The 26266-nt window shown below is 55.7% G+C and carries 9 protein-coding genes; 2 read left to right on the top strand and 7 right to left on the bottom strand.

From position 1 onward, the window contains the following. Positions 1 to 166: 166 nt before the first annotated feature. Positions 167 to 10498, top strand: a complete 10332-nt coding sequence (locus tag QZJ86_RS08260; RefSeq protein ID WP_301938055.1) for a filamentous haemagglutinin family protein — start codon at positions 167 to 169, stop codon at positions 10496 to 10498. Positions 10499 to 10523: 25 nt separating this feature from the next. Continuing rightward, on the top strand, positions 10524 to 11330 hold the full coding sequence (locus QZJ86_RS08255) for a sulfite exporter TauE/SafE family protein (protein WP_301938053.1): 807 nt from the start codon (positions 10524 to 10526) through the stop codon (positions 11328 to 11330). 333 nt (positions 11331 to 11663) lie between these two features. On the opposite strand, the gene QZJ86_RS08245 is transcribed toward QZJ86_RS08255, so the two are convergent. From QZJ86_RS08245 to treS, 7 genes are all read right to left on the bottom strand, one after another. Next, on the bottom strand, positions 11664 to 11846 hold the full coding sequence (locus QZJ86_RS08245) for a hypothetical protein (protein ID WP_301939085.1): 183 nt from the start codon (positions 11844 to 11846) through the stop codon (positions 11664 to 11666). Between the two features lie 144 nt (positions 11847 to 11990). After that, entirely contained in the window at positions 11991 to 12455 is a 465-nt protein-coding gene (locus tag QZJ86_RS08240) for a hypothetical protein (RefSeq protein WP_301938052.1), read from the bottom strand. A 584-nt stretch (positions 12456 to 13039) separates the two neighbouring features. Continuing rightward, on the bottom strand, positions 13040 to 15097 hold the full coding sequence (locus tag QZJ86_RS08235; RefSeq protein WP_301938050.1) for an amylo-alpha-1,6-glucosidase: 2058 nt from the start codon (positions 15095 to 15097) through the stop codon (positions 13040 to 13042). Then, positions 15087 to 17036, bottom strand: coding sequence for a malto-oligosyltrehalose trehalohydrolase (treZ, locus tag QZJ86_RS08230; RefSeq protein WP_301938048.1), 1950 nt, complete (start codon positions 17034 to 17036; stop codon positions 15087 to 15089). The genes QZJ86_RS08235 and treZ overlap by 11 nt, the downstream gene beginning before the upstream one ends. A 448-nt stretch (positions 17037 to 17484) precedes the next feature. Then, on the bottom strand, positions 17485 to 20481 hold the full coding sequence (treY, locus tag QZJ86_RS08225; RefSeq protein ID WP_301938046.1) for a malto-oligosyltrehalose synthase: 2997 nt from the start codon (positions 20479 to 20481) through the stop codon (positions 17485 to 17487). Between the two features lie 51 nt (positions 20482 to 20532). After that, positions 20533 to 22653, bottom strand: coding sequence for a glycogen debranching protein GlgX (glgX, locus tag QZJ86_RS08220; RefSeq protein WP_301938044.1), 2121 nt, complete (start codon positions 22651 to 22653; stop codon positions 20533 to 20535). Positions 22654 to 22768: 115 nt separating this feature from the next. Continuing rightward, positions 22769 to 26086, bottom strand: a complete 3318-nt coding sequence (treS, locus tag QZJ86_RS08215; protein WP_301938042.1) for a maltose alpha-D-glucosyltransferase — start codon at positions 26084 to 26086, stop codon at positions 22769 to 22771. Between the last annotated feature and the right edge of the window lie 180 nt (positions 26087 to 26266).

Raw genomic sequence — 26266 nt, 5'->3', positions numbered from 1 at the left:
TTTCATATAAGGAAATTATCGCGACTAATTCAGCGTATTCGCTGGATTTACAATGATTCACGGGCTTTTTTTCCGGCATCTCTCGCTCGAGACTCGTATCGGCTGTTGCATATTCGATATAAACAAGCAAATATATAAAAACATCAAAGCGTTTCGGTCAGACAGGATGAACAAACAGCGCAGCCCGTTTATCGCCCCAAAAAAATTGCTCGGACTATCCATACGCCGCATCTTGACCGGCGGCGTATTTGCCATGTCCGGCGCCACCGATACCTTGGCCGATAACGGGCTACCGGTATCGATTAACGCCGGCGCCAGTGCCGGGACGGCCATACCCGACCTAACCGCTCCGGCACTGCATCCCGGTGTCGATGTTGGCCATGCCTCAGCCAGCTACAGCGCCGACGGTCAAAAATTGACTATCCGGCAAGCCACCGATAAAACCATTTTGGATTGGCAGAAATTTGACATCGACCCCGGCAAGAGCGTGCAATTCGAGCAACCCGCCAGTTCGTCGGTGGCGCTGAACAACATCCATCAACTCGATGCCAGCAAGATTTACGGGAACCTCAGCGCCAATGGTCAGGTGTATTTGGTCAACGCCAACGGTTTCGTATTCGGCAACGGCTCCTCGGTCAACACCAATTCGCTGGTAGCCACCAATCTGAAGATTGACGACGCGGTGTTCGCGCAAGGCATCGGCAAAATCGTGGACGCCAATGCCAGTGCCAACAACCAGGAGCCGGTGGCCGCATTGGCCGGCGACGGCACGGTGTACCGCAACACCGGCAACGGCAATCGCGAAAAGATTCGGATATTGGTGGAACGTGACGCCCGCATCGCCGCCGCAAACGGCGGCCGAATAATCATGGCCGCGCCACAAGTGGAAAATCAGGGGACGATCAGCGCGCCGGACGGTCAGGTGATCCTGGCGGCAGCCACCGACAAGGTGTATTTGCAAGAGACCGACGACGACAATCTGCGCGGCTTGTTAGTGGAAGTACAAACCGGCGGCGACGTCAAAAACGTCGGCAAGGTTTTGACCGAGCGCGGCAACACCACGCTGATGGGGTTCGCGGTGTCGCAACAAGGCATCGTCTCGGCCAGCACCTCGGTGGCATTGAACGGCAGCGTCCGGCTGCTGGCCCGCGAAGGCGCGCAATTGGAAGCCAGCGGCGACGGGTACCGGCTGAAACCGGTCAGCACATCCAGAGCCAGCGCCGCCGACGACGGCTTGGGCACTCAAGCCAGCGTGACGCTGGAATCGGGCAGCCTGACCACGGTGACCTTGGACGCCGGCAGCGCCGTCAAGGGCCAGGTTCAACCAAAATCGCAAATTGATTTGGAAGCCGGTCAAATACGAATGAAGGCCGGCGCGCGGATCGTCGCCCACGGCGGCAACGTCAACCTCAGGGCCAGCAGCGCGCCAAGCCGGCCGCTGCAAGGCACATCGGCCGACAATGCCAGCCGCATCCTGCTGGAGAACGGCAGTAAAATCGACGTTTCCGGCGTCAAGAACGTAACCATGCCAATGTCCGCCAATATCGTGGACGTGGAACTACGCAACTACGAACTGCGCGATGCGCCGATTCAGAAAGCCGGCATCCTGCACGGCAAAACCGTTAAGGTGGATACCCGTACCGGCACCAAACTGGCCGATATTTCCGGTGCGCTGGAAAAAGTTCAACACGGTATCGAAGAACGCAACATCGACGCTGGCACCGTCAATCTGGCTTCCGAAGGCTTGGTGCAGGTCGACCGCGGCGCCGAGATCGATCTGTCCGGCGGCTCGCTACATTATCTGGCCGGCAAAGTGACGACGACCAAACTGCTTTCGCACGGCCGGCTCTACGATATGGCCTCGGCCGATCCCAATCTTACTTACCAGCAGATCGTTAGCAATAGCTACTACCAGAGCGAGTATGTCCAAGGCGGCAATGCCGGCGGTTTGAATATCCGTACCCGCGACCTGAACTTGTCCGGCAACCTAAACGCCAATACCGTCAACAGTCTCTACCAGCGTACGGCCAATTCCATGAGCAAAGGCGGCACGTTGAGCATAGACACGGCCTGGTCTAACCAAGCTCAGCAAGACATCGTATTCACGGCCGGCAGCGGCGATTCGATTTCCTCCGCTGTACCCATCTATTTGAGTAATGCCTTATTCGCCCAAGGCGTCAATCGCCTGGCCATCACTAGCGGCGGCAAACTGACGCTCCCGCAAGACGCGCACTTAAACCTGGCTGCGGCTGGCAGTCTCAACCTGCAAGCCGGGGAAATAGAGGTGCAAGGCCGAATCACCGCGCCGGCCGGCAGCATTGAGTTGAAAACCCGACGCGGACTGGACCCGACCCGCGACCTGAACGGCCGAATTCATCTAACGGCCGGAAGTAGCGTCGACAGCAGCGGCAGCTGGATCAACGACCTAAGCGACAGCCAAAGGGCGCAAATCTTAAAACCCTTGACGATAGACGGCGGCGATATCGTGCTGCAAGCCCAGGGTGATTTGTTGCTGGACAGCGGCGCGAAAATCAGTGCCAACGGCGGCGCCGCGCTGAACGGCAAACTCCAGGCTACCGGCGGTAACGGCGGCGACATTCGTTTGATCAGCGCCGGCTTGGAGCCCAGCCGTTTCGATCTCGGCGCATCGCTGTCCTCCTATGCCTTGCAATATGGCGGCGCCCTGAGCCTGACCGCCAACACCGTCCAGATCGGTACTAGCACAGCTACCGACCCATCCACGCTCAATCTGCCTGCAGCGCTATTGCAGTCCGGCGGATTCGGCAGCTACCGCCTGACCGCCAACGCCGGCAATTTGAGCATCGCCGCCGGCACCTCCATCCGCTTGCGGCAAAGCAACTGGCAATTGAAATCCGCCGCAGCCCAGGCCGTCAGCGGTAGCGATCTCAGCCAGTTGGTGTCGTTAACGGTATTGCCGGATGACATGCGCCAGGCGGTCGGTCTAAGCCTGAATCTGGCACACAATGCCGCAATAGCCGGCGGCTACCTGGCCGAACGGGCGATCACGATCGCCGACCATGTCGCCGTCGTCGGCGATCCCCGCGCTGTTTTCTCGTTAACATCCGACGCCAACATCCGCATCGACGGCTCGCTGACCGCGCCGGCCGGCACGATAGCCTTGCAACTGACTACGCCGCCCAGCGCGCTGGACAAAGGCTATAACCCGAATCAGGCCATTGTGTTGGGCGGTAACGCCCGGCTGAACGCCGCCGGCACCACGGTTTGGAAAACCAATTCTCAAGGCCTGGCGCTGGGCGAGGTGTTGGCCGGCGGCACGATAGAGATGAGCGCCGAGCGCGGCTATATCCTGGCCGCAGCCGGTAGCAGCATCGACGTTTCCGGCGGACAAGCGAGCGTAGATATTGTCAACGCCAAGGGGCTAAGTCGGCAAACCCTCGCGTCCGCCGGCGGCGCGATTACGCTGACCGCCGCCGAAGGCATGGTACTGCAAGGCCAGTTGCTCGCCAAAGCCGGCCTGGGCAGCAGTGCCGCCGGTCCAGGTTGGAGCGTGTCGGGCGGCAGCCTGAACCTGACACTTAACGCCCAACATCGCGGCGAACCCGAAGATCAGATCTTCACCACCGGCAACCGCGTCATTCATATCGGTTCCGACTGGCCGAATCTGGCCGATGTCGAGCTAATGGCCGCCCATGGCATCCCCAACGCATTGAACGGTCAAGCTTATATTTCGAACCAACAGATCGAACAAGGCGGCTTTGGTTCGTTGACGCTGACGGCGGCGATGATAGAGCCGGATCAATATTCGGACACTCCCACTCAACCCGAACGTGGCGAAATCCGCTTCGACGGCAATCTCAATCTGACGCTGAGCCATTATTTGCAACTGGACGCACCGCTAATTTCCGGCGACGGACTTGTGCAGTTGCACAGCAATACCTTCAGTCTGGGGTCTAGCTGGAACCGCGCCGCCCACAGCGATCTATACGCCACAGATCCCGACGCCGTTCTCAGCGTCGACGCCCGGCTAATCGATCTAGTCGGCGCCAGCAAAATCGCCGGCTTCGGGCAAACCCGGCTAAATAGCACCGGCGACATCCGTATGACAGGCATCCGCCCGAACGGCGAAGCGGACTTGCTCGGCAATCTGTCGCTAGCGGGCGATTTAAGCCTGAGCGCCCGGCAAATCTACCCGACTACCTTCAGCCGCTACAGCCTGACGCTGGATGCCAGCCTCAATCCGGATGGCCTGATCGAAATCCTGCCGGCGAATGCCGACTGGGCGACGCCGCTGTCGGCGGCGGGACATTTGCGGATCGACGCCCCCAACATCGTCAGCCATGGCGTACTGCTGGCGCCCTTTGGCGGCATAGAACTGAATGCCGGCAAGGCATTGACACTGGCAAGCGGCAGCATCACCTCGGTCAGCGACGACGACGGCCTACTGATTCCGTTCGGCCGCACCCAGGGCGGCCTGGACTGGATCTATCCACTGGGCAACTACAGCAACATCCAAACCGGTAGCCCGGAAAAATCCATCGTCTTGTCCGGGCCGGACATCGACCTGGCCGCCAGTGCGGTAGTCAATCTGAACGGCGGCGGCGATTTGTCGGCATTCGAATTTATCGCCGGCCCTGGCGGGAGTGCCGACGTTTTGGATACCGACAGCGCCTTCGCCATCCTGCCCGCTTATCAGGCCGATTACGCCGCCTACGACCCGCTGGAATTCGCCAAATCCGGTCTGACGCCGGGCGACAGCGTGTACCTTGGTGCCGCCGCCGGCCTGGCGGCCGGTTTCTACACGCTGCTGCCAGCCCATTATGCCTTGCTGCCCGGCGCCTACCTGATCACCCCGCAAACCGGCACGGCCGATATGGCGGCCGGCACCACCACGCTACGCAACGACGGCGCAACTATTGTCGCCGGTTATCGCTATACGGCCGGTACCAGCGCGGGCGACAGCCGCTGGTCCGGATTTGCGGTCGAATCGGGTACCCTCGCCCGTACCCGCTCCGAATACCAGGAAACCACGGCCGCCAGCTTCTTCGCCGAACACTCGGCCAACCTACCGCAAGACGCCGGCAACCTGAGCCTGCTGGCTGGACAAAGTCTGCAACTGGCCGCGCAAATCAGCGCCACCGCCGTGGTCGGCGGCCAGGGCGGCATGCTCGACATTGCCGCCAACCGACTGGCTGTCGTCAACAATCGCAGCGCCATTCAGGACACGGATACGGTGGTATTGCTGGCCAGCGAACTGAATCGGCTAAGCGTCGATAGTCTGCTGCTGGGCGGTAGGCGCAGCCGTAGCAATAGCCACACCCAACTAACGGTTGGCGCGCAAACGGTTTCCATCGGCGCCGATACCTATTTGCGGGCGCCGGAAATCCTGCTGGCGGCCAGCGACAAAGTATCCATGGCCGGCGGCGCCGCTATCGTCGCCGAGGGCAGCCTGAGCCGCACCGACACCGATCTCGAAATCGTCAACGCCGATGCCAGCAGCGACGGCGCCCTGCTCAGAGTCTCGGCCGGCGCTCAGGCCGACATTCAGCGCGCCGCCGAGGCCTTGACCGGCCTGACCGGCACGCTGGACATCGCCGTGGGCGCTACGCTGTCCAGCGCCGGTTCGATACTGCTGGACGCCAGCAAGGACAGCCTGTTCTCGGGCAATATCGATATGAGCCAAGGCGAACTGGCGCTGAGTTCCAGCCGAATCGCGCTGGGCGACGCTAGCGCCGGCGGTGGCCTGATCCTGTCCGAGGCAACCCTCAACAGCCTACGTGCCGATAAATTGGTATTGAATAGCGACGGCGCTATCGACATCGCCGGCGCGCTGAATCTGCAATTAAAAGACCTGACGCTGAACGCCTCCGGCGTCCGCGGCCACGGCAGCGCCGGCCAACTTGCCGCAATCTCCGCTGATCGCCTTACCCTGACCAATCGCGGCAATCCACCCGCCGCCTCGACCGCCGACGGCAGCGGTCTGCTGAATCTAACCGCCAACACCTTGATTCTGGGGGCCGGCGATTATGCCTGGTCGGGCTTCGAAAGAGTGGCGTTGACCGGCCTAAGCGCCATCGTCGACAGCGGCACCGGCACCATTAACGCCGATAGCGATGTCACACTCACCGCGCCGGTTTGGACCGCCACGGCTGGCGCCGACACCACCTTGAACCTGGGCACGCATAACCTGACCACGCTGGCCTCCGGTAACGCCGCGCCCCAGGACGCTTTGGGCGCCAGACTCAGTATCAATGCCAATCGCATCGATCACGGCGGCCGCATCGAATTGGCCGCCGGCATCGTTAAATTGAATGCCGCCGGCGATATGCGGGTATCCGGCGGCATCGATACCTCGGGGCGCGATGTCGATCTGGCCGGCCAACATGTGTATACCGGCGGCGGCAGTATTTTTCTGAAATCCTCGGCCGGCGAACTGACGCTGGCAGCCGGCTCATTATTGGATGTGTCCGGCAGCCATTGGGGCGGCGACGCCGGCGGGCTATCGCTGTCCGCGGCGGCGGGGAATTTGACCCTAGCCGGGGATTTGCTGGGCAAGGGCTACCAGGGCGCCGTGGGTGGCGATTTTAGTCTGGATGCCAACACGGCCTCGCCGGCCGATTTCTCGGCATTGAATGCGTATCTGTATCGCGGCGGCTTTAGCGGCAATCTGAGCATCCGTCACCGGAGCGGCGATCTGACCGTCGCCGCCGGCGACACCGTCAAGGCCTCAAGCATTGCTCTCAGCGTCGATAGCGGCAAGCTGACGCTGCTGGGCGAGCTGGATGCCGGCGGCGAGCAGGCAGGGATCATTCGCTTGTCGGCCGGGGATAGCGTCGATGTGCTGTCCGGCGCCAAACTCCGGGCGGTGTCCACCGGTGCCGGCAAGACCGGCGGCTCGGCGATACTGACCTCGCTGGATGCCGACGGCGACGGTAACCAGGGCGTGACGGTCGCCGCCGGCGCTACGCTCGATGTATCTGGCGGCCAGGCTGGCAAGGGCGGCAGCGTCGAAGCCGTCGTCAACCGGATCGGCAGCGACGACGCGGCGGTATCGATAGCCGACGGCAGCGTGCACGGCGCCGAGACGATGAAAGTCACCGCGATGGCCCAGTATCGAGATACGCCGCTCGGCAATGCCCAAATCCAACAATGGCGCGGCGAAACTCAGACTTATCTGCAAGCCGCCGCTGAAAACAGCGGCTTGCAAGGCCGGCTGGGCGGTTTTCAACTGCAACCGGGCATCAGTATCCTCAGCAGCGGCGATTTGACGCTGGATCTGAGCGAATCCGCCAATAAACTCGCCTGGACTCAGCAAACCAGCTCGATCTGGAAAACCCGGCTCAACGATGTCGCGGGCGCGATCAATGCCTTGCATCAAATCGGCGGCAACGGCGTGGTCCACAAACTGACCGAGGCGGCCAGCAGTTCGCTGACCGTGGACGGCACCTATTATTTCGATGCCAATCCGCAGTCCGCAACCTTCCGCACCCTGTTCGTGCGGATATACCCCAATTCGGGCTCGGCCAGCGTCAAATACAATCCGACCAAAATCAACGGCAGCCTGATCTCCCACAATGGCTGGGACTTGGCTTTTCCGGATCGGCAGGGCCAAAGCTGGCATTTTGATAACGACAGCGTCGGCGTACTCAGCCTGCGAGCGGTCGGCGACTTGATGGTTGGCCAAACGCTCAGCGACGGCTTTGCCTTGTACGACTCTAAACAGCTGGCCGGTTTGTTGGGCGTCAGCGGCAACTGGCTGCGCACCCTGGTGTTGCAGACCGGCCAGTCTTGGAATTACCAATTGGTCGCCGGCGCCGACCTAAGCAGCGCCGATCCGCTCGCCGTGCAATCGTCCGCCGCGGGCTCGCTCACCGTGGCCGCCAACACCAGCGTCCGCACCGGTACCGGCAATATCGATGTTGCCGCGGCCGGCGATATCGTACTGAGCGATTCGACTTCGACCATTTACACGGCTGGCCATGCCAGCACCGACCAACGCTGGGGCAGTTTCAGCAACGCATTGGTCGCCGCCGCCTTTTTTGTGGATTATCCGTTCGACGGCGGCGATATCAGTCTCAATGCCGGCGGTAACATCGTCGGCACCGCCAGCCCGCAGTTTATGTCCGACTGGCTGCAACGCACGGGTAACTGGGATAGCAGCGACGGTATCACCAGTAAGGATAGAGCCACTGCTTGGGGCATTATGTTCGACGGTCTGGTCGTGCAAAACAGCAGCAACGCCAAGCTGCAAAACCTGAAATTCGGCTTTAGGGAAAACCTGGGCGCCTTGGGTGGCGGTAGTGTCCGCATCAAGGCCGGCGACGATATTCAAAATCTGTCGGTGATGCTGCCGACCTCGGCCAAACCGGTCGGCCAAGCGGCCAACGGCACAATCACCGAAAACGTCTGGCAACGTCTGGGCGGCGGCGATCTGGAGGTGCGCGCTGGCGGCGACATCGCTGGCGGGGTATTTTACGTCGACAAAGGCAAAGCCGAGATCCAGGCCGGCGGCGCGATCAAGGGCGGCAGCCAGTACAGCGCCGGTCCGGTTTTCGCGCTGGGCGATGCCCAATTCCAGGTCCAGGCCGGCAACGGTATCGAAGTCGGCACGGTGCTGAATCCTTTTTCGGTCGCACCCAGCAAATTTCTGGACAAAACTTCTTATTTCACCAGTTACAGCCAAGGCAGCGCCATCAGCTTGCAAACGCTGGCCGGCGACGCGATCCTGAATAACGACGTGCAGCCGATTGCTCAGTCTTACAAAATCTTCGACCAGGCGTCGCCCAAGGGCCGCGCGGTATTGAAAAGCACCGATTATCCGTTGTTGACTTTATATCCGGGCGATCTGACGGCACAGGCGCTGAGCGGCGGCCTGAGCATCGCCAATTCCATGACGCTTTATCCGACGGCCGATGGCAGCCTGGAATTGCTGGCGGCTGACGACATCAATATAGGCAACGACAACGGCGGCACCCGCGTCAATCAGCTGGATGTCGACCCGGCCCGCTTGCTATCGGCCATGCAGCCAGCCACTAGCGCGCTTGGAGCTACCCAGTATCTGTACACCACGCCTTTCGGCGGCGACGAATCCACCGTGCATGCCGCTCAACCGGTGCATCGTTACGACACCCGACGCAACCGCATCGTCTCGGCCAACGGCAGCATCGTCGGTATCGGCGATGCCTTGGTGGCGGCCGCCAAGGCCAGCGAAATCTCAGCCGGACTGGATTTGTTCAATCTGGGACTGATGATCCAGAACATCAATGCCGATGACGTCAGCAGCATCAGCGTCGGTCGCGACGTTGTGTTTCCGATCTTGCGAGATCCCACCACCGGCGCGGTTCAGGGCTCGGCCGGCGGCATCCAACTGGCCGGCCCCGGTTTATTGAATGTCTGGGCCGGTCGCGACATCGATCTGGGTAGCTCCGAAGGGATTACCACGGTCGGCCCGCTGCTGAACTCGGCCTTACCGCAAACCGGCGCCGACATCGTCGTGCTGGCCGGTAACCGTTTGCAGCGCGATACCCGGCCATTGGAAGATTTACTGAATTTCTACGTCGGCAACGGCGCCTACGCCGACCGTTTGGCGGAACTGAACCGACAAACCACGACGGCCGGCCGTCTGGCGCTCGCTCTGGATATTTTATTTACGGAAATTCGAGCCACCGCCGAGACTGCCGTGGCCTTGCCGGATTCGGCAAAGGCAGCCGCCTACCGGCGTGGCTATGATGCCATCGCCCGATTGTTTCCGGATAGTCCGGCCGGCGACATTAAGCTATTCTTCAGCCGCATCCAGACTCTATATGGTGGCGACATCGATCTGCTGGCGCCTGGCGGCATGATCAACGTCGGCCTGGCCTCGGCGTTTACCGGGCAGAAAAACGCCAATGAACTGGGCGTGGTGGCACAGCGTGAAGGCAACGTTAACATTCTGGTCAAGGGCGATTTGCTGGTCAATCAGTCCCGCATATTTACCCTGGATGCAGGCGACATCACGATTTGGTCGTCGGCAGGCAATATCGATGCCGGCCGCGGCGCCAAATCGGCGATTGCCACGCCGCGCCCTAAAGTCCGCCTGGATGCCAACGGCAATCTGGTAGTGATATTTCCGGCCACGGTATCGGGCAGTGGCATTCGCGCCCAGTCCGGATATAACAGCGACCGGATCGGCAATGTGTATTTGCTGGCGCCAAACGGCTATGTCGATGCCGGCGAAGCCGGTATCGGCGGCGGCAAAGTTATCCTGCCCGGCCCGGTGAGAGGCATCGATAATATCCAAATTGCGAATCCCGCACCGCCCCCGCCGACGCCGGTCGGCAGTCCAACGGCCGCCGGCGATGCCGCCGCAACAGCGGCGGCGAAAACGGCCGCCGACGTGTCCGCCGCAGACCAGGATTCCAATAACTCTGAAACATCCGCTAAAAAATCCGCAAAAGTCGCCATCCTCGATACGCAAGTCGTCGGCTTCGGCAAATGCAGCGTGTCCGATGTCAAAAACGGCACACCAGGATGCGGTTAATCATTCTTTCAAAACAGGCCACACCATGCGCTCCCTAGAAAAACCACGCCATTTCTCTATCTTCGCCGGCGGCGCGGCGATAGGCACGCTAGGCGGATTGATCGGGCTGGGCGGCGCCGAATTTCGTTTGCCCTTGCTGATCGGCCTGTTTAGATTCGGCGCACTGGAAGCGGTGATTCTGAATAAGGCGATGAGTCTGGTCGTTGTCGCCGCCGCGCTGCCGTTCCGTAACTCCGGCGTGCCATGGCGCGAGCTGGCGGCTCACGTCGGCGTGATAGCCACCCTGCTATCCGGCAGCCTGATCGGCGCCTGGCATGGCGCGGGCTGGGCTAGCCGGCTGAATTCCAAATTGTTATATCGGACCATCTCTCTAGCCTTGCTGGGCATAGCCGCCGCTTTGCTAAGCAGTCACGGCGCCTCGGCGGCCTCGGCCTGGTTGACAGGCTGGCAACAAACGGCGGCCGGTTGTGTTGCCGGTTATGGCATCGGCATCGTCGCCGCGCTACTGGGCGTGGCCGGCGGCGAATTGCTAATCCCGACTATCGTCTTGCTGTTTGGTGTTGATATCAAAATCGCCGGTAGTCTATCGCTGGCGGTTAGCCTGCCGACCATGTTGGCAGGTTTCGGCCGCTATAGCCGCCATCAAAGTTTTTCGGTATTGGGTCGGCAACGACGTTTTATCGTGTTGATGGCAATCGGATCGATAGCCGGCGCCTTTCTCGGCGGCCAATTGTTAACTCTTGTCACCATCACGACCCTATCACCGTTGTTAGCGAGCATTCTGGTGATATCGGCGATAAAAATATGGCGATTGAGCCAGCAAGAACAATGAATAACCTATATGCCGTTAAATACCAACGAAAGGCATTTGAACATTACTTCCTTGGCTGAAATAAGCTCCGTTTAAATTTCGTTATTTACTATTGTATGCAACGGATTAAACTAAGACCAAACCATCCGAAACGTAACGGTGTTTTTAGAAAAATGGTTCCTTAGAAGTTATCCCGCCGTCGCGGCGCGGGCCAAGTCCGAAGGCAGCGAAATCCACTAGGGAGACGAAACGGCGCTTACCAACATCCGATGTCCGCGGCAGAAATTATGCTCCTTCAGGCACCACATCATATTCCAGCGTCAGTGACCGGTTTTGGCATGCTGGGCTTGCAAATCACCAGAGGTTGAGCGGATTCGCCCGGTTTGCCAAATACTCCAGCAGTTCGCTGCACCAGCTATCGTTTCCAGTCGCTATCTGATGACGACGATAGATTTCAAATTCCTGGGTTGGCTGTGCCAGGTTTTTATCGCCAGGCAATGCCACCTGACGCTGAAAGCCGGTGAGTGTTTTCTTCAAGATTAGTTAGTCGTCTTCTGCTCCGTTTCATCTTCCTTTCGGACATTCAAGAGTAGCAGGCCTTACACTTAACCGGCTGTTCAACTTTCCCGGGCCACCTCAATATGCAAAGGAAGGCCTTTGCCTGATAAAAACATAGACCAATTATCCCCATATCACCCTATGAGCTTGTTTGGATACTTGAGTAGGTAATGACCGTGAGGCTGGAATTGAATATGATTTTTGGCTCACCGCAATCATATTTAAGCCAGACCTACGACGATCAGACTTTCTACGATCAAGAGTTGGCCGCTTGAACGGTAAGCCACTGGACCGACTATCGACACTCCAATGCCTGATTACATACTCGCCAACAGACTGCTTGACATTGCTAATCGACTGACCATTAAGCGACTTTATCAGACGCTTTTTTATCGCATCAGAATCGACTATCACTAAACCATGTCGCTCAACAGAAACTCCACTTTTAGCACAAACGAGCTCGATAATTTTTAGTGACTTTATAGCGCCTTTTCTTTGAAAAAAGCGTCCTTTTGCGGCTGGAATAACAAATTCCTCAAGATCATCTATTGAAACACTTGGCAGTAAGTTTTTGATAATTACATACATATAGCCCCCGTTGTAAGTAAATCAATCAATACACAGAAATATATCGGCAAACATCTGTCAGTCAAAGCTTACAACTTTTTTGACCCAGATCAATACCTGCTACCAAAGAATCTTTTATAGGGGACCAAATCTTATACTGACGCCTGCAGTTATCAAATCTGAAGATACAGAACTTGTATGCCGACATCATTGAATCTAAAAATTCGGCGAATTCCATAAAATTTCTATGCGACAAATTGTCACACTTTTTCTGGACACAGAACCTTTAATTCAATAGAATGCGCCCACCTTGACTTAGGTCAATACGAGCTGCAAGCTTCGTATCTATTGAGGGGGGAAGCGACCGTGTATGCGGTACAACAATAATAAGAGCGCAAGCCATTAACCTGCTGTCACTGAAGGTAGGCGTCCAACAAAACATAAAAATAACACCGGACGAGGCCCACTTCACGTGGGCTTTTTTATGTCTGCGATTTTTAACCAAGAAAAGTTGCAGCGGCAGCGGCCAACAAAAAAGGTAACTGCTATATCTGACCGCTTAATATCAAGCGACTGGAACCAGTCTCCCATCTAACCAATTTTAATTAACCATCCTGGTTTTCCGCGGCCTTCACCCAGACGCGAAGGATCTCCGCTACGCTCCAAGCCTGAGCGATACAGCCTCGCGGGGCGAATAAACCTTCGGCATCGAAAACTTCGCTGACGGAGCCAATACAGGCCTCATGCAAATGTCTCTCCAATAATTTATCCAGAAAGTCGCGCGCATCTTTGCGCTGGTCGGGATAAACGCGTAACCAGGCATCAATGTAGGGTCCCAGCAGCCAGGGCCAGACCGTACCTTGATGATAAGAGGCATCCCGGGCGCGCAGGTCGCCATGGTAATGGGATTTATAATCGGGATGATCCGGGGACAATGTCCTAAGCCCCACCGGCGTCAACAGCCGGTCTTTGATAGTCTGAAATACGGATTGCCAATGCGCCTGCTCCAATACCGGATGGGCTAGCGATAAAGCAAACACTTGATTAGGCCGACATGCCGGGTCGTTTTCAGCGTTTTCACCGTCGACCACATCATACAAATGCTCAGTCTGGGCATTCCAAAAGCGTTGATTAAAGCTAAGCCGGGTGAAATCGGCTAGCGTTGCAAACTCACTCACGCCTGGGCCTGAGTTTTCCTCCCGCATCCATTTTTCCAGCAGGCGTAGCGCGTTGTACCACAAGGCATTGATTTCAACCGCCTTGCCGCGACGCGGGGTAACGACCCAATCGCCTAATTTGGCGTCCATCCAGGTCAACGCGTAACGCGGATCGCCCTGGACCAGCAGACCGTCGGCAGGATCGCAATGGATGCCGAAGCGAGTACCCCGAATATGATGTTCGATAACATTCAACAGCTTGGGCAGCAATTCCTTGAGCAAAGCCCGGTCGCCGGTATGCTCGATATAACGATCCAGCGCATGGAAAAACCACAGCGTCGCATCGGCGGTGTAATAGACGCCCTCGCTTTCACCTTCCGGGAACAGGTTGGGAATCAGGCCGTCACGCAGATGATGGGCAAAAGTACGCAGGATATGTCCCGCCTCGATATGCCGTCCTGTCATCAGCGTCAGGCCTTCGAGGCTGATCATGGTGTCCCGTCCCCAATCGGTAAACCAGTGGTAACCGGCAATGATGGTGCGCACATCGCCGCCGGTTGCACAGATGCGAGGCGTTTCGGTACCCCGTTCGACCGGCGCGATAATAAACTGATCGGCCGCCAGTACCAGCTGCCTGGCCAAGCCTTTAACCAATTCCGGACGCGCCGCCGCCAGCAAACCTCGACGCCGTTCCAGTTCGGTCTGAAAGGTTTCCTCTGGCGTCAGCGCCAAAGTGCTTTCCCGGCTTTCCGCAGAAGCGATCAAGGTGACATCTTTGCCGACAGCCAGATCAACTCGAAAATAACCGGGGCTCCACAGATTACCCTGGGCCTCGTAGCCTCTTTGTCCTTCTACACGGTAAAGAATATCGCTGAAGCGTTTGGTTTCAATCGTGAATGCCGGGTTTTCGCCATCGACATAAAGCCGTAAGGGCGGAATTAAATGCCCATGAATTTCAAGGCGCCCGGCAGAGGCTTTAAGATCGTAGGAATCAATCGGAAAGCCTTCCGCCAAAGAAGCCTCATGGCGACGAAAATGCACGGCTAGGCGAATTTTGAGCCGTAACGGCCCTGTACCTGAAACCAGGCGATACCTCACCAGAACCGTATTGCTCATATAAGGCATCATGATCGATTTTTCAATCACATGGTCTGCCAGTTCATAGCGCCATATCGGCAAGCCGGATTCCAGGCGAAATTCGCGCAGACTGGACATGCCGTATAGATCAAGCGCTCCGCCCGCCAATTCGATGCCGCCTATTTTCTGGCTGCTGCCATCGGGAAACCGAACCATCTCACTGAGTTGATTAAGCATCACGTAGCGGCCTCGAGGGTCGGGAAGCGCGGCGGTTAGTAGGCTATGAAAACGGCGGGTGGGTACGCCTGATATGGTTCCGGAGGCATAGCCGCCCAGACCATTCGTGACTAACCATTCGCGTGTTAGCAACGCTTCCTGTTCAGCAAGATCCCCAGTCCAATGGGTTCGAATAACCATATCACTGTTCATGATCCACGCTCTCCTTTGCCTGCTTAATCGGCCGTAGCACCACAGCGGATTCGCCCTGAAGATACCAATTGCCTTTCGTGGGCCAGGGCGGCATGCCCATACCACCGTAACGAGGATCGTCGCTGAACCATATGGCATCCCAAACACAGTCCTTCGGCGGGGCCAATAACGGTTCCGGCGCCGGAACCAGATGAAGATCCCGGCTCAGGTTAACCAATAAAAGCCGATCGTCACCCGGACTTTCTCCGAAAAAACGTATCAACCATGCGTCCTGGCTTAACACTGCGCCATCGATACGGTGGCTATGCTCGCTGGCCTGAAACACCGGATCGTTACGGCGCAAGCTTAATAAATCGCGGTGCAAGGCATATTCTTCCTGATGCTGGTTGCGGTCATTCAAGTCCAGTTTTGAAGCGGTAAAGGTTTGCGGGTCGCCCGGATCCGGCAGCCGGGCCTGCATTTCGGGAGTTGCCAAGGCACGAAATTGGGCCAGAAAACCGGAGCGTCCTCGCGCCACCAAATGGGCGATTTCATCTTTGTGGTCGGCAAAATAAAAGAACGGACTGGTGGCGGCAAACTCCTGGCCTTGAAACAACATGGGTGTCTGCGGAGCCAATAAAAACAGGGTTGTCAAAGCCCGGTAGCGGTTAGGACTGGTCATTGTGTGTACACGTTTGCCACTGCCGGAATTGGCCAATTGATCGTGATTTTGGATGAAGTTGACGAATTTGCCTGGCGGCATGTGCAGACCTGGGGTTCCGCGTGTTTTGTTTTGCCACGAGTACCATTGACCTTGATACAAGAAACCTCGCTTGAACGTGGATATAAATTCCTGAGCGACACCCCGGTAGTCGCTATAGTAAGCATCCGCTCGCCCTGTCATCGCGACCATCGCGGTATGGTGGAAATCGTCGTTCCATAACGCGTCCAGGCCGAAGCCTCCATATTCGAGAGGCAAAAACAATTTTGCATCCTGCGGCTCATTCTCGCCGACGATAAAGGTCTTGCGCGGCGCCCCGGCGCGACGCGCTGCCTGCACGATGGCGGCAATAATATGTTCAGCGGAGCTGTCGAAGATTTGCTGGGTTGCATCAAGCCGCAGGCCGTCAAGGTGGAACTCTTTAATCCAATACTCACTATTGGCGAGCACATACTCACGCACTGCATCTGAGTGCGGCCCGTCAAAATTCAGTGCATCGCCCCAGTCTGACTGATAGCGGGCGGAAATGTAATCGCTGGAGAACTTCGATAGATAATTGCCATCCGGGCCCAAATGATTGAATACCACATCCAGAATCACGCCGAGACCCACGGCATGCGCCTGGTCAACGAAATAGCGAAATTCGTCCGGGGTTCCGTAAAGCCGTGTCGGCGCGAACAAATTGACGCCGTCGTAACCCCAGCCAAACCGGCCCGGAAAGTCGGCCACCGGCATGATCTCCAACATCGTCACGCCCAATGCCGCCAGCTCGGGCAGTTCCTTGGCCGCTGCGAACCAATTGCCTTCATGCGTAAACGTGCCGATATGCATCTCGTAAATGACCTGGCCTTGGGCTGCGATTCCCGGCCAGGTGGCGTCCGTCCAGTCGAACGTTAAGGCATCGATTACTTGCGAGGGTCCGTGCGGACCCTGGGGTTGAAAACGCGAAGCAGGATCAGGGTATGGTTGCGGGTCATCGTCCAGCAGGTAGCGGTACAAGCTTCCTGCACAAGCCTCTTGCACAATGACCGAAAAATAACCGTTGCCTTCGCTTTGCAGTTCGATTTCGGTCTGAGGACGGGGAGGGTCACGCTCTTCACCCGGAGTATTCATGACCAGTTTCACGGTCTTTCTTTCGGGCGCCCAGACTCGAAAATGCATGCCTTTTTCAGGCACGCGCTCTGCCCCGATCGGGAATCGGCGGCCATTGACTAATTCGTTAGTAATCTGTTCGCTCATGATTGTTACTCCAAAGTACGCCGTTCAAAAAGTCAAATATTGCGATTTCAAAATTTCAAAGGGCGCGATTCAAACTGAGGCGTAAATTAACGAAACGCTACGCGAACCCAATTTAAAGTCGGTTCTCGGACCGACAGCCGAGTTGCTTTCTTTTGCTCGGCCAAAAGAAAGCAACCAAAGAAAAGGCCACCCTGATACCGCCTGGATCCTGCGCTTCTCGCATTTGGCGAGGGTTTTCGGAAGGGCTATCCTTAGCCCTCCGAAAACGAGCGGCATCCATGCCGCTCCCCTATCGGGCTATTCTCGCCAAATGCTGTGATGCTCGGGGCGGTATAAGGGGATTAACCCCATGCCTTCGGCATATTTCCGCTTCGCGGTATTTTTGCAGACATAAGAATTCCGCCTCTGTTTGAATCGCACCCGATTTCAAAAGCTGCAATCCACCATTTCATAGCTCCTCGGCGGCGAGGCCGTTCTCACCGATAACCAGCCCCACGGGAAATTCCGTCAGGATTTGTGCGACTGAGATATTCCAACGAGACTGCCGCTTCTGAGGTTTGAGCTCCTTCCCGGTGAACACGCAGGTATATTGCTTATCGCCCAGACCAGAAGGCAGTTCCACTGAGGTATTCCCCCAAATTTTTTCTCCCAGAGGCGGCATTTCGGCGTCACCCAGCAACCGCACAAAGAAACGCGGCGCCACGGTGATGACGGTGCGATCACCGAATCTGCGCGCATAGGCGCACAGATGAGCCGCTTGTTCTCCCCTGATTGCCAACGGTAAATAGCTTCCTTGCTGAAACACCTCCGGCCAGCGTTCTCGCAACATCAGCCCCAACCAAACAATCAGCAGTTTGGCCCGGCCGTCTTCCAGCGTCTCGCATAACGCTCTTACCCCAGCAACACGTTGCAGCGATGCTTGGGCGACAAGCGTTTGTAATCCAACCAGCATGGTTCGGCGGCAGTCGAAATCAACCGGCCGCCGGTTGTCGGGGTCCACCAGACTGAAATCCCAACATTCGCAACCTTGATAAATATCCGGTACACCCGGCACGGTGAGCTTGATCAATGTCTGCGACAGGCTGTTGAACATCCCGAGCCGCGCAATCCGCCGCTGAAAAGGCCGAAAATCCGCCAGGAACGCACTCTCTACCGGCGAAGTGATCAGGGCTTCGGCAAACCCCGTTACAGCATCTTCATAGGCTACATTAGGGTTTATCCAACTGGTATAAACCTTGGCTTCGCGCAAGGCCTTGACCAGATATTCTTTGATCCGGGCAGAAAAACGCGCCATTTCATTGCCGTCGGGTTCACCTGCCGGCCAAATCCCCAGCAAGGTCTGATAGATGAAATATTCATCGTTGCGGGTGGGTACCAGCATACCGTCCACGATGTGTTTAAGACTTCGATTGGTGCGGCGCCACTGTCGAAGCACCAACCGCCAAGCCGCCGGTATTTCAGACAACACATTGAGGCGGGCGCGCATATCCTCGCTACGTTTGGTGTCGTGACTGGAAGTGGCCAACATGGAATGTGGGCTGCGCTCAGCGCGCAGTTGATTGGCGCGGTGAAATGCGCTACGGGTCACGCCGAATCGGCGAGGGTCGCCGCCGACTTCATTGAGCGACAGCAAGCGGTGGTAGATGTAGGCGCTGGTGTCCTCCAGGCCTTTTGCCATCACCGGGCTGGTGAATTGCTGGAATTTCATGGCAAAGGCCAGCACCTGCTCAGCGTACGCAGGCGATTTGCCATCTGCTGCGGCAAGCGTAAGTACCTCACGCAAAAAATCGAAAATACTGGCGTCTGCTGTCGTGCTTCTGCGTTTTGCCGCTACGGTTGCCTGTTCGATATTACGGCGATCTTCCGGTGCTACTTCGTAGGCGTTGATGTAGCCACGATAAACCGGGAAGCAGGCAACGATTTCCGCCAATGCCGTACGCAATCCGTTCAGCGTGTAATCGCAAGTATGGCGGTCGGCTTCGGCGATTTTCGAGAGCAGGTTGGCCAACACATTCAATTCCCCCGATAGCGCGGATTTCATGATCAGCTTTTTGGAACGGTAGAGCAGATCATCGAAATTGACATGCTCGCCGATGAAGCTGTGATAGACGCGCTGCATACGTTTGGCAGCGCTGGTAGCCACAAATAGCCCGTTGAGAAGATTGGTGAATTCGTAACCCGTCGTACCCTGCACCGGCCAGCTACTGCGCAAATCCTCGTCTGCCGCCAGAATTTTTTCGACCACCAGATAAGGTGCACGCCCGGCACGCTTGCAGTGTTCGACCAGCTTGAAAAAATACGCTTCCGGATCGTACAAGCCATCAGGATGATCCAGGCGCAGGCCATCCAGCTTGCCTTCCTGAATCAGGCGCAACAATAGCTGGTGGGTCGCATCGAAGACCTCGTCGTTCTCCATGCGCAAGCCGGCAAGATCGTTGATGTCGAAAAACCGCCGGTAATTAATCTCGTCCGAGGCTACCCGCCAAAACGCCAGCCGGTAAGCTTGCGCCTCGATCAATCGGTGGAGTTGATCGAAGCTGGATGATTCGCCAGTCTTACCGTTTAAGATGTACAAGTTCTCGTCCAGAAACCGGGCAATCTCGGCGGAATAGGCAACCAGACCGGCTAGTTGGCGCTTATGTACTTCCTTGTCGCGCCTGCGCTCAAGCTGGCGTTCAGGCGACACTTCACCACGGGACGGCAGATTATGGAATGCGGTCACCAGACTCTGGTATTCCATCAATAACCGATTGTCTTCCCCTAAGCGAACACTCAAGGCATCCATGCGAAACGCCAGAATATGCGGGTATTCCGCCGGATCTACCGGAAAGTGGTGTTCGAAGTAATAGATGCCGAATTCGCCGTGTTCCGCATCAAAACGCAGTTGTAATTCGGCATTGTCCAGCGCCGCACCATAATGCTTGCCCAGCACCGGCAATAGCACCTTGCCATGCAACTTAGGCTTTATCGGCGCCCAGTCAATATCGAAAAACCCGGCATGCGCGGCGGTCTGACCATTTTCCAGCACGTCCAGCCACCAGGCATTATCGCCGCCCAACACGCCCATATGATTAGGCACCACATCCAACACTTGCCCCATGCCGTGCTGGGCGAGCGTTTCGCAAAGCCGCTCAAATTCCTCGTCCGAGCCAATCTCGGGATTCAGCATGTTGTGATCGATGATGTCGTAACCGTGCCGACTGCCTGGCCGTGCCTTGAGATAGGGTGAGGCATACAGGTGGGAAATGCCCAGCGCACTCAGATAGGGAACAATTTCGCGCGCTTGATTAAAAGCGAAGTCGCCGTTGAATTGCAGACGATAGGTGGCCAATGGAATACGCGGTTCAGGCAACGGTGGCAAGTCGGTTTGTCGAGACTGTGCCTGGCCGGTTTTAGCATGTTGGGCGGTAATATCCTCAATAAAGCGCTTCACATTATATTTCATGCCCGCCCATCCTCACCCCAAATAGCATGTCATGCACGCGTTTCATGTGGTCTACGCCTGTTTCAGCAGCACCAGCGAGCGTCCGCCCAATGGATAAGCTTGCTCCGTCTTGTAACGCGAAACATCCGGCGTACCAACAGCATCCCGCGTGTCGAGTAGCACTTCCCAATACTCATGATCCTCAAATTGCGGCAACATAAATGCGATCTCCTCATGATAAGCATTCAGCAGCAACAACAGATTATTGTCCTGTAAACGCCGTCCACGCCCGTCGGTTTCGATCAGTTTACCGCCGGCAAAATATAGGCCCAGACAATGCGAAGACGCCTGATTCCAGTCGTCATCTCGGGTTTCGGAGCCATCGGAATTGAGCCAGACGATATCTTTTATCTCGCCGCCGTAATTGGGGCTTCCCTGAAAAAAATAACGTCGCCGAAACAAGGGATGTTGGTTGCGCAGGCTGATAATACGCCGAGTGAATGCAAGCAAATCCTGATCCTGTTTCTTCAGCTCCCACGACAGCCAGCTAATCGCGTTATCCTGACAATAGGCATTGTTATTACCCTGCTGGCTACGCCCGATCTCATCGCCTGCCTGCAGCATCGGAACCCCTTGTGAAAACAGCAGAGTAGCGAGCAGATTGCGCTTTTGCCGAGCACGCAAGGCGTTAATCGCCGAATCGTCGGTTTCTCCTTCGATGCCGCAATTCCAGGAATGGTTATTGTCGTTACCACTGGCATTCTCTTCTTGATTGGCCTCGTTGTGTTTAGCATCGTAGGTCACCAGGTCATGCAAGGTAAAGCCGTCGTGGGCACTGATGAAATTGATGCTGGCATGGGACCGCCCACTGCGTTCGTAGAGGTCGCTGGATCCGGTCAAGCGTTGCGCCAGTTCCCCGATCAAGCCTTCATCGCCTTTCCAGTAGGCACGAATACAATCGCGATACTTATCGTTCCATTCCGACCAGCCCAGCGGGAAATTTCCCACTTGATAGCCGCCTTCGCCCAGATCCCAGGGTTCGGCAATCAGCTTGATGGTGCTCAGCACAGGGTCCTGACGGATGGTATTGAAGAAGGTGCCAAGCTGGTTTACTTCGTGTAACTCTCTTGCCAGTGAGGACGCCAGATCGAACCGGAAGCCGTCTACATGCATTTCCAGCACCCAGTAACGCAAGCTGTCCATCATCAATTGCAGCACGCAGGATTGTTGCATGTCCAGGGTATTGCCGCAGCCGGTGTAGTCCATGTAAAAGCGTGGATTATCGCCCAGCAGCCGATAGTAGGATGCATTGTCGATACCGCGGAAGGACAGCGTCGGCCCCAGTTGATTGCCTTCGGCGGTATGGTTGTAAACCACATCCAGAATCACCTCAATACCGGCTTTATGCAGTGTCTTTACCATGGTTTTAAATTCACTGACCTGACCGCTGGCCGAATAACGGGAATCGGGCGCCAGAAAGCCTATGGAGTTATATCCCCAGTAATTGCGCATGCCTCGTTCCACCAGATAGCGATCATCGAGAAAAGCATGCACCGGCATCAGTTCAACGGTCGTCACGCCTAACCGTTGGAGATGCTCGATGACCGGGTCCATCGCCAATCCGGCATAAGTGCCGCGCAACTTGGGCAGAATATCAGGATGCTGCATGGTAAAGCCTTTGACGTGCAGCTCATAAATCACCATATCGCACCATTGGATGTCGGGGGGATGATCATTTCCCCAGGCGAAGGCCTGATCGATCACCCGGCACTTCGGCATCACATTGGCATTGTCGCGACGACTGAAGGAAAGATCGTCGTCCTTGGCGCCTATCCGATAGCCGAAATGGGCGTCGCTCCAGAGCGGCGTCCCCACTATATCTTTTGCATAGGGTTCTATCAGCAGCTTGTTCGGATTGAACCTATGCCCGTCTTGCGGACGGTAATGCCCATGCACCCGGAAACCATAAAGCAGTCCGGGACGGGCCTCGGGCAGATAGCAGTGCCAGACTAAATCGCTACGTTCTTTGAGTTCGACGCGCTGGACTTCGTCCTTGCCCTTGGCATCGAACAAGCACAATTCGACCTTTTCGGCATGCTCGGAAAAAATGGCAAAATTCACCCCTTCGCCGTCCCAAAATGCGCCGCGCGGATAGGGGCGCCCCGGCCATACCGCCGTTATCGTCTTAGACATCTTGCTAACCTCCCGTCTGAATTATTCGGGTTTAATTGTATTGGTCATGGCCACGATTGCGCGCCTGGTTGAGCCGTCTGCTGGCTACCCTGCAATCCTTAGATCAGATCGCGGATTACAATCGAGACAGTATGCAGCGCAGCGGGATCACTACCCAATCCGGGCGCTGATCAAGTTCGTTGCGCACATCGAAAAGCGCCTTTTCCAGTATAAATAGATCGAGTAGCGGTGCGTCCGATATAACCACTGAATTGCCCACTGCTTGACTGTAGGCTGCTAAGAAAACGCGGCCAACTTCTGCTTCCCAGTCACGTACAAACGGCTCAAACTTTGCCATATCCTTGGGCTGTTCTATACTGGCGTGCGCGAGTGCAGTATCGGCGGCATAATTGAAGGATCTCAGCATGTCGGCGACATCCCTCAATGGCGAGTGTTTATGCTGGCGATCGACGAAAGTGCGAGTAGGATCACCCTTAAAATCGGTAATCACGAAATCATTCTGGCTGAGTAGTACGTTCCCCAGATGATAATTGCCGTGGTAACGTGTCTTGACCGTATTAAACTGTCCGGAAATACAGGTCTGGAGACGTTCTACTAGTGCATTGCGTCGCGCGAGCAATGTTTGTGCTAGCTCTAGAACAGATACCGTAAGGCCTGCCCCCCGCCTTTTGAGCAGATCCAGCGTCGCTTGCGCTTCGGCTTGCCCGTGCTGGATCCAGTCCGAGAGATCGGAGTCGTTAACAGGCTCTGGATCAAAGGCGGAATCGCCGGTTATTTGTCCTAGCGCGTTGTGTAGTTCGCCAGTCCGTTGACCAAGCGTGTGTACTAGAACCAGATAAGCAGCATGTGCTTGTCCCGCTGATTTGGGTGGCTCGACTGTTGTACGGCATTCCTCAAGGAATCGCCCAAGATAATCCAACGTATAATTCCAACAGTCACCCTGATTTCTTAAATATCCCTGCAACAAAGCCAGTGTCATTTTTCGACGTTCGCTGTCCTCATACTCAACTATGCCAAATACTGGTGCTATATTGGGAAATTTGACCACCTCGGTTAAAAAACGCCCAATCTCGAACTCCGGGTTGATGCCGATTGCCAGATGCCGATAGCCTTTCAGAAAATATTGCTCAGCCAATACGACGGTAGTATTACTGCCCTGTATGCCAAGCGATCTTATTGAAAGGTCGGCAAATCCCTTGCTAAGTAAAACAAAAGCATCGGTAGGTAAAAAACGGATAGTGCCTGTTGCGCAAGTTAGCGTTTCTCGTGAGCCAATGGCCTCTTCCAACGCGTGACAAAACGACTCGTCGGCAAAGGCATCAGCCAGTTTGCCAATTTGAGCCTGTTGGCGCACTTTGGCGACAGTGCTTGATAACATGGCATGCAGGTGTTTCTCGTCGCCATTTTCCCACGCCAGGGCAAGTGGCAAAAAGCAGAAATATGGCTCATCTAAATCACCTTCAACGCTGCATAATGCTACCAGCCACTTTTTACCATCACGCCCCCACTCGGCATAATCCTTAATCACAACACGTCGCACATTACCTTTAGCGCAAGACCAGTATCTCGTAGCGACAAAACTCGGTAATACCTCTTCTTCGAGCTGATTGCGGACTTTCTCGGCGATGGCAATACGCGAAGGTACAACTCGATCACTGAAGAAGCTGTTCCAACCATCGAACAGCACCAATGTCGGCAATTCCTCGGGCGGTAAGTGCTCCTCGTGCCAGGCTGTAACCTCTTCGCCACTGGCCAGTCGGAACCAATAATAATTATGGCCGGGTAAGGTAAGGAGATAGGGTAACTCACCAATTGGCGGAAAAAATGCACGCCCCATTAATTCCACAGGCACGCATCCCCTATACGCAGAAAGATCAAGCTCAACCGCCTGAGCGGCACGCGACAGGTTGGCTACGCACAATATAATATCGTCTTGATATAGTCTGAAATAGGCCAGTATCTTGCGATTTCTGGGGTGTAAAAAAACCAGTTTCCCGCGACCAAATGCCTGATGGTTTTTGCGTAGCGCCAGCACACGCTGCATCCAGTTCAGCAGTGAACCGCGTTCGCGTTGCTGCGCCTCTACATTGACTGACCCGAAGCCATAGACCGGATCCATGATAGGCGGTAGGTATAAGCGTTGTGGATCGGCGCGCGAGAACCCGGCATTACGGTCCGGACTCCATTGCATGGGGGTGCGTACGCCATTGCGATCGCCCAGGAAAAAATTGTCTCCCATACCAATTTCGTCGCCGTAATAGAGACTGGGCGAGCCCGGCATGGAGAGCAGCAAGCTATTCATCAGCTTGATTTTATCGATTTCGTTGTCCATCAGCGGGGCCAGTCGGCGCCGAATCCCGACGTTCAAGCGTGCGCGTTGATCGACAACATACATCTGGTACATATAGTCACGTTCTTTGTCAGTGACCATCTCCAAGGTAAGCTCATCATGATTGCGCAGAAAAATAGCCCATTGGCAGGAATCTGGAATATTTGGGGTCTGCCGCATGATATCGACGATAGGATGACGATCTTCCTGAGCAATGGCCATGTACATTCGAGGCATCAGGGGAAAATGGTACGCCATGTGACATTCATCGCCATCACTGAAGTAGTCATGAACATCTTCCGGCCACTGATTAACTTCGGCGAGAAAAACGCAGTGCGGATAATGCGCATCAAGCACCGCACGCATTTGTTTGATCACGGCATGCGTCCCCGGCAGATTTTCGTTTTGGGTGCCCTCGCGCACGCACAGATAGGGAATTGCGTCCAGACGCATGCCGTCCACACCAAGATCTAACCAAAAACGCATCAGTTTTATGACCGCTTTTACCACCATTGGATTATTGAAATTGAGGTCCGGTTGATGATAGAAGAAACGATGCCAGTAATAGGCGTGGGCTTCTTCGTCCCAGGTCCAGTTCGATCTCTCGGCATCTTTGAAGATAATCCGTGTCTCTGGAAATTTCTGGTTGGAATGACTCCATACATAAAAATCTCGCTTGCTTGAACCAGCGGGGGCCCGGCGCGCAGCTTGAAACCAAGGATGCTGATCGGAGGTGTGATTGATGACTAGTTCAGTGATAATTTTAAGGCCACGACGGTGCGCTTCCTTTACGAACAGTTTGAAATCGGCCATGGTGCCGTAGTCGGGATGAACGTTGCGATAATCAGCAATATCATAACCGTCATCTCGCATTGGAGAAGGATAGAAGGGTAGCAACCAAAGTGTGTTTACACCTAAATCCTGGATATAATCGAGCTTCTGGATTAACCCGGGAAAATCCCCGGTGCCATTATTGTCGCTGTCATAAAAAGCTTTGATATGCAGCTCGTAAATGACGGCATCTTTATACCAAAGCGGGTCTCCCATCCATTGCGCGAAATCCACCTGGGGTTCTTTTATATCGTTGGATTTTGTCTGGTTCATAGTTCTCTTTTGCAGAAAGCTGTCAAAGCTCATTCGGTAAACATGTACCGAAGGAATTTAAAAATATGCGTAGCCCCTTAGCGAGGGTGCGCTTTCTACTCAGCTAAATCCTATGGGATTTTTTGTTGTTTGTTTAAACGTATCCATGCTTTTGGGTTTTCCAGATAATTTGCAGTAAGT

Source organism: Methylomonas montana (assembly GCF_030490285.1).
Taxonomy (GTDB): Bacteria; Pseudomonadota; Gammaproteobacteria; order Methylococcales; family Methylomonadaceae; genus Methylomonas; species Methylomonas montana.
The sequence above is the reverse complement of the archived record's forward strand: the minus strand, read 5'-3'. Positions and strand labels throughout refer to the sequence as shown.

Excerpts from the sequence above, each read along its gene's own strand:
- QZJ86_RS08260 (WP_301938055.1), top strand. The coding sequence starts at position 167 with ATGAACAAACAGCGCAGCCCGTTTATCGCCCCAAAAAAATTGCTCGGA.
- QZJ86_RS08255 (WP_301938053.1), top strand. The coding sequence starts at position 10,524 with ATGCGCTCCCTAGAAAAACCACGCCATTTCTCTATCTTCGCCGGCGGC.
- QZJ86_RS08240 (WP_301938052.1), bottom strand. The coding sequence starts at position 12,455 with ATGTATGTAATTATCAAAAACTTACTGCCAAGTGTTTCAATAGATGAT.
- QZJ86_RS08235 (WP_301938050.1), bottom strand. The coding sequence starts at position 15,097 with ATGAACAGTGATATGGTTATTCGAACCCATTGGACTGGGGATCTTGCT.
- treZ (WP_301938048.1), bottom strand. The coding sequence starts at position 17,036 with ATGAGCGAACAGATTACTAACGAATTAGTCAATGGCCGCCGATTCCCG.
- treY (WP_301938046.1), bottom strand. The coding sequence starts at position 20,481 with ATGAAATATAATGTGAAGCGCTTTATTGAGGATATTACCGCCCAACAT.
- glgX (WP_301938044.1), bottom strand. The coding sequence starts at position 22,653 with ATGTCTAAGACGATAACGGCGGTATGGCCGGGGCGCCCCTATCCGCGC.
- treS (WP_301938042.1), bottom strand. The coding sequence starts at position 26,086 with ATGAACCAGACAAAATCCAACGATATAAAAGAACCCCAGGTGGATTTC.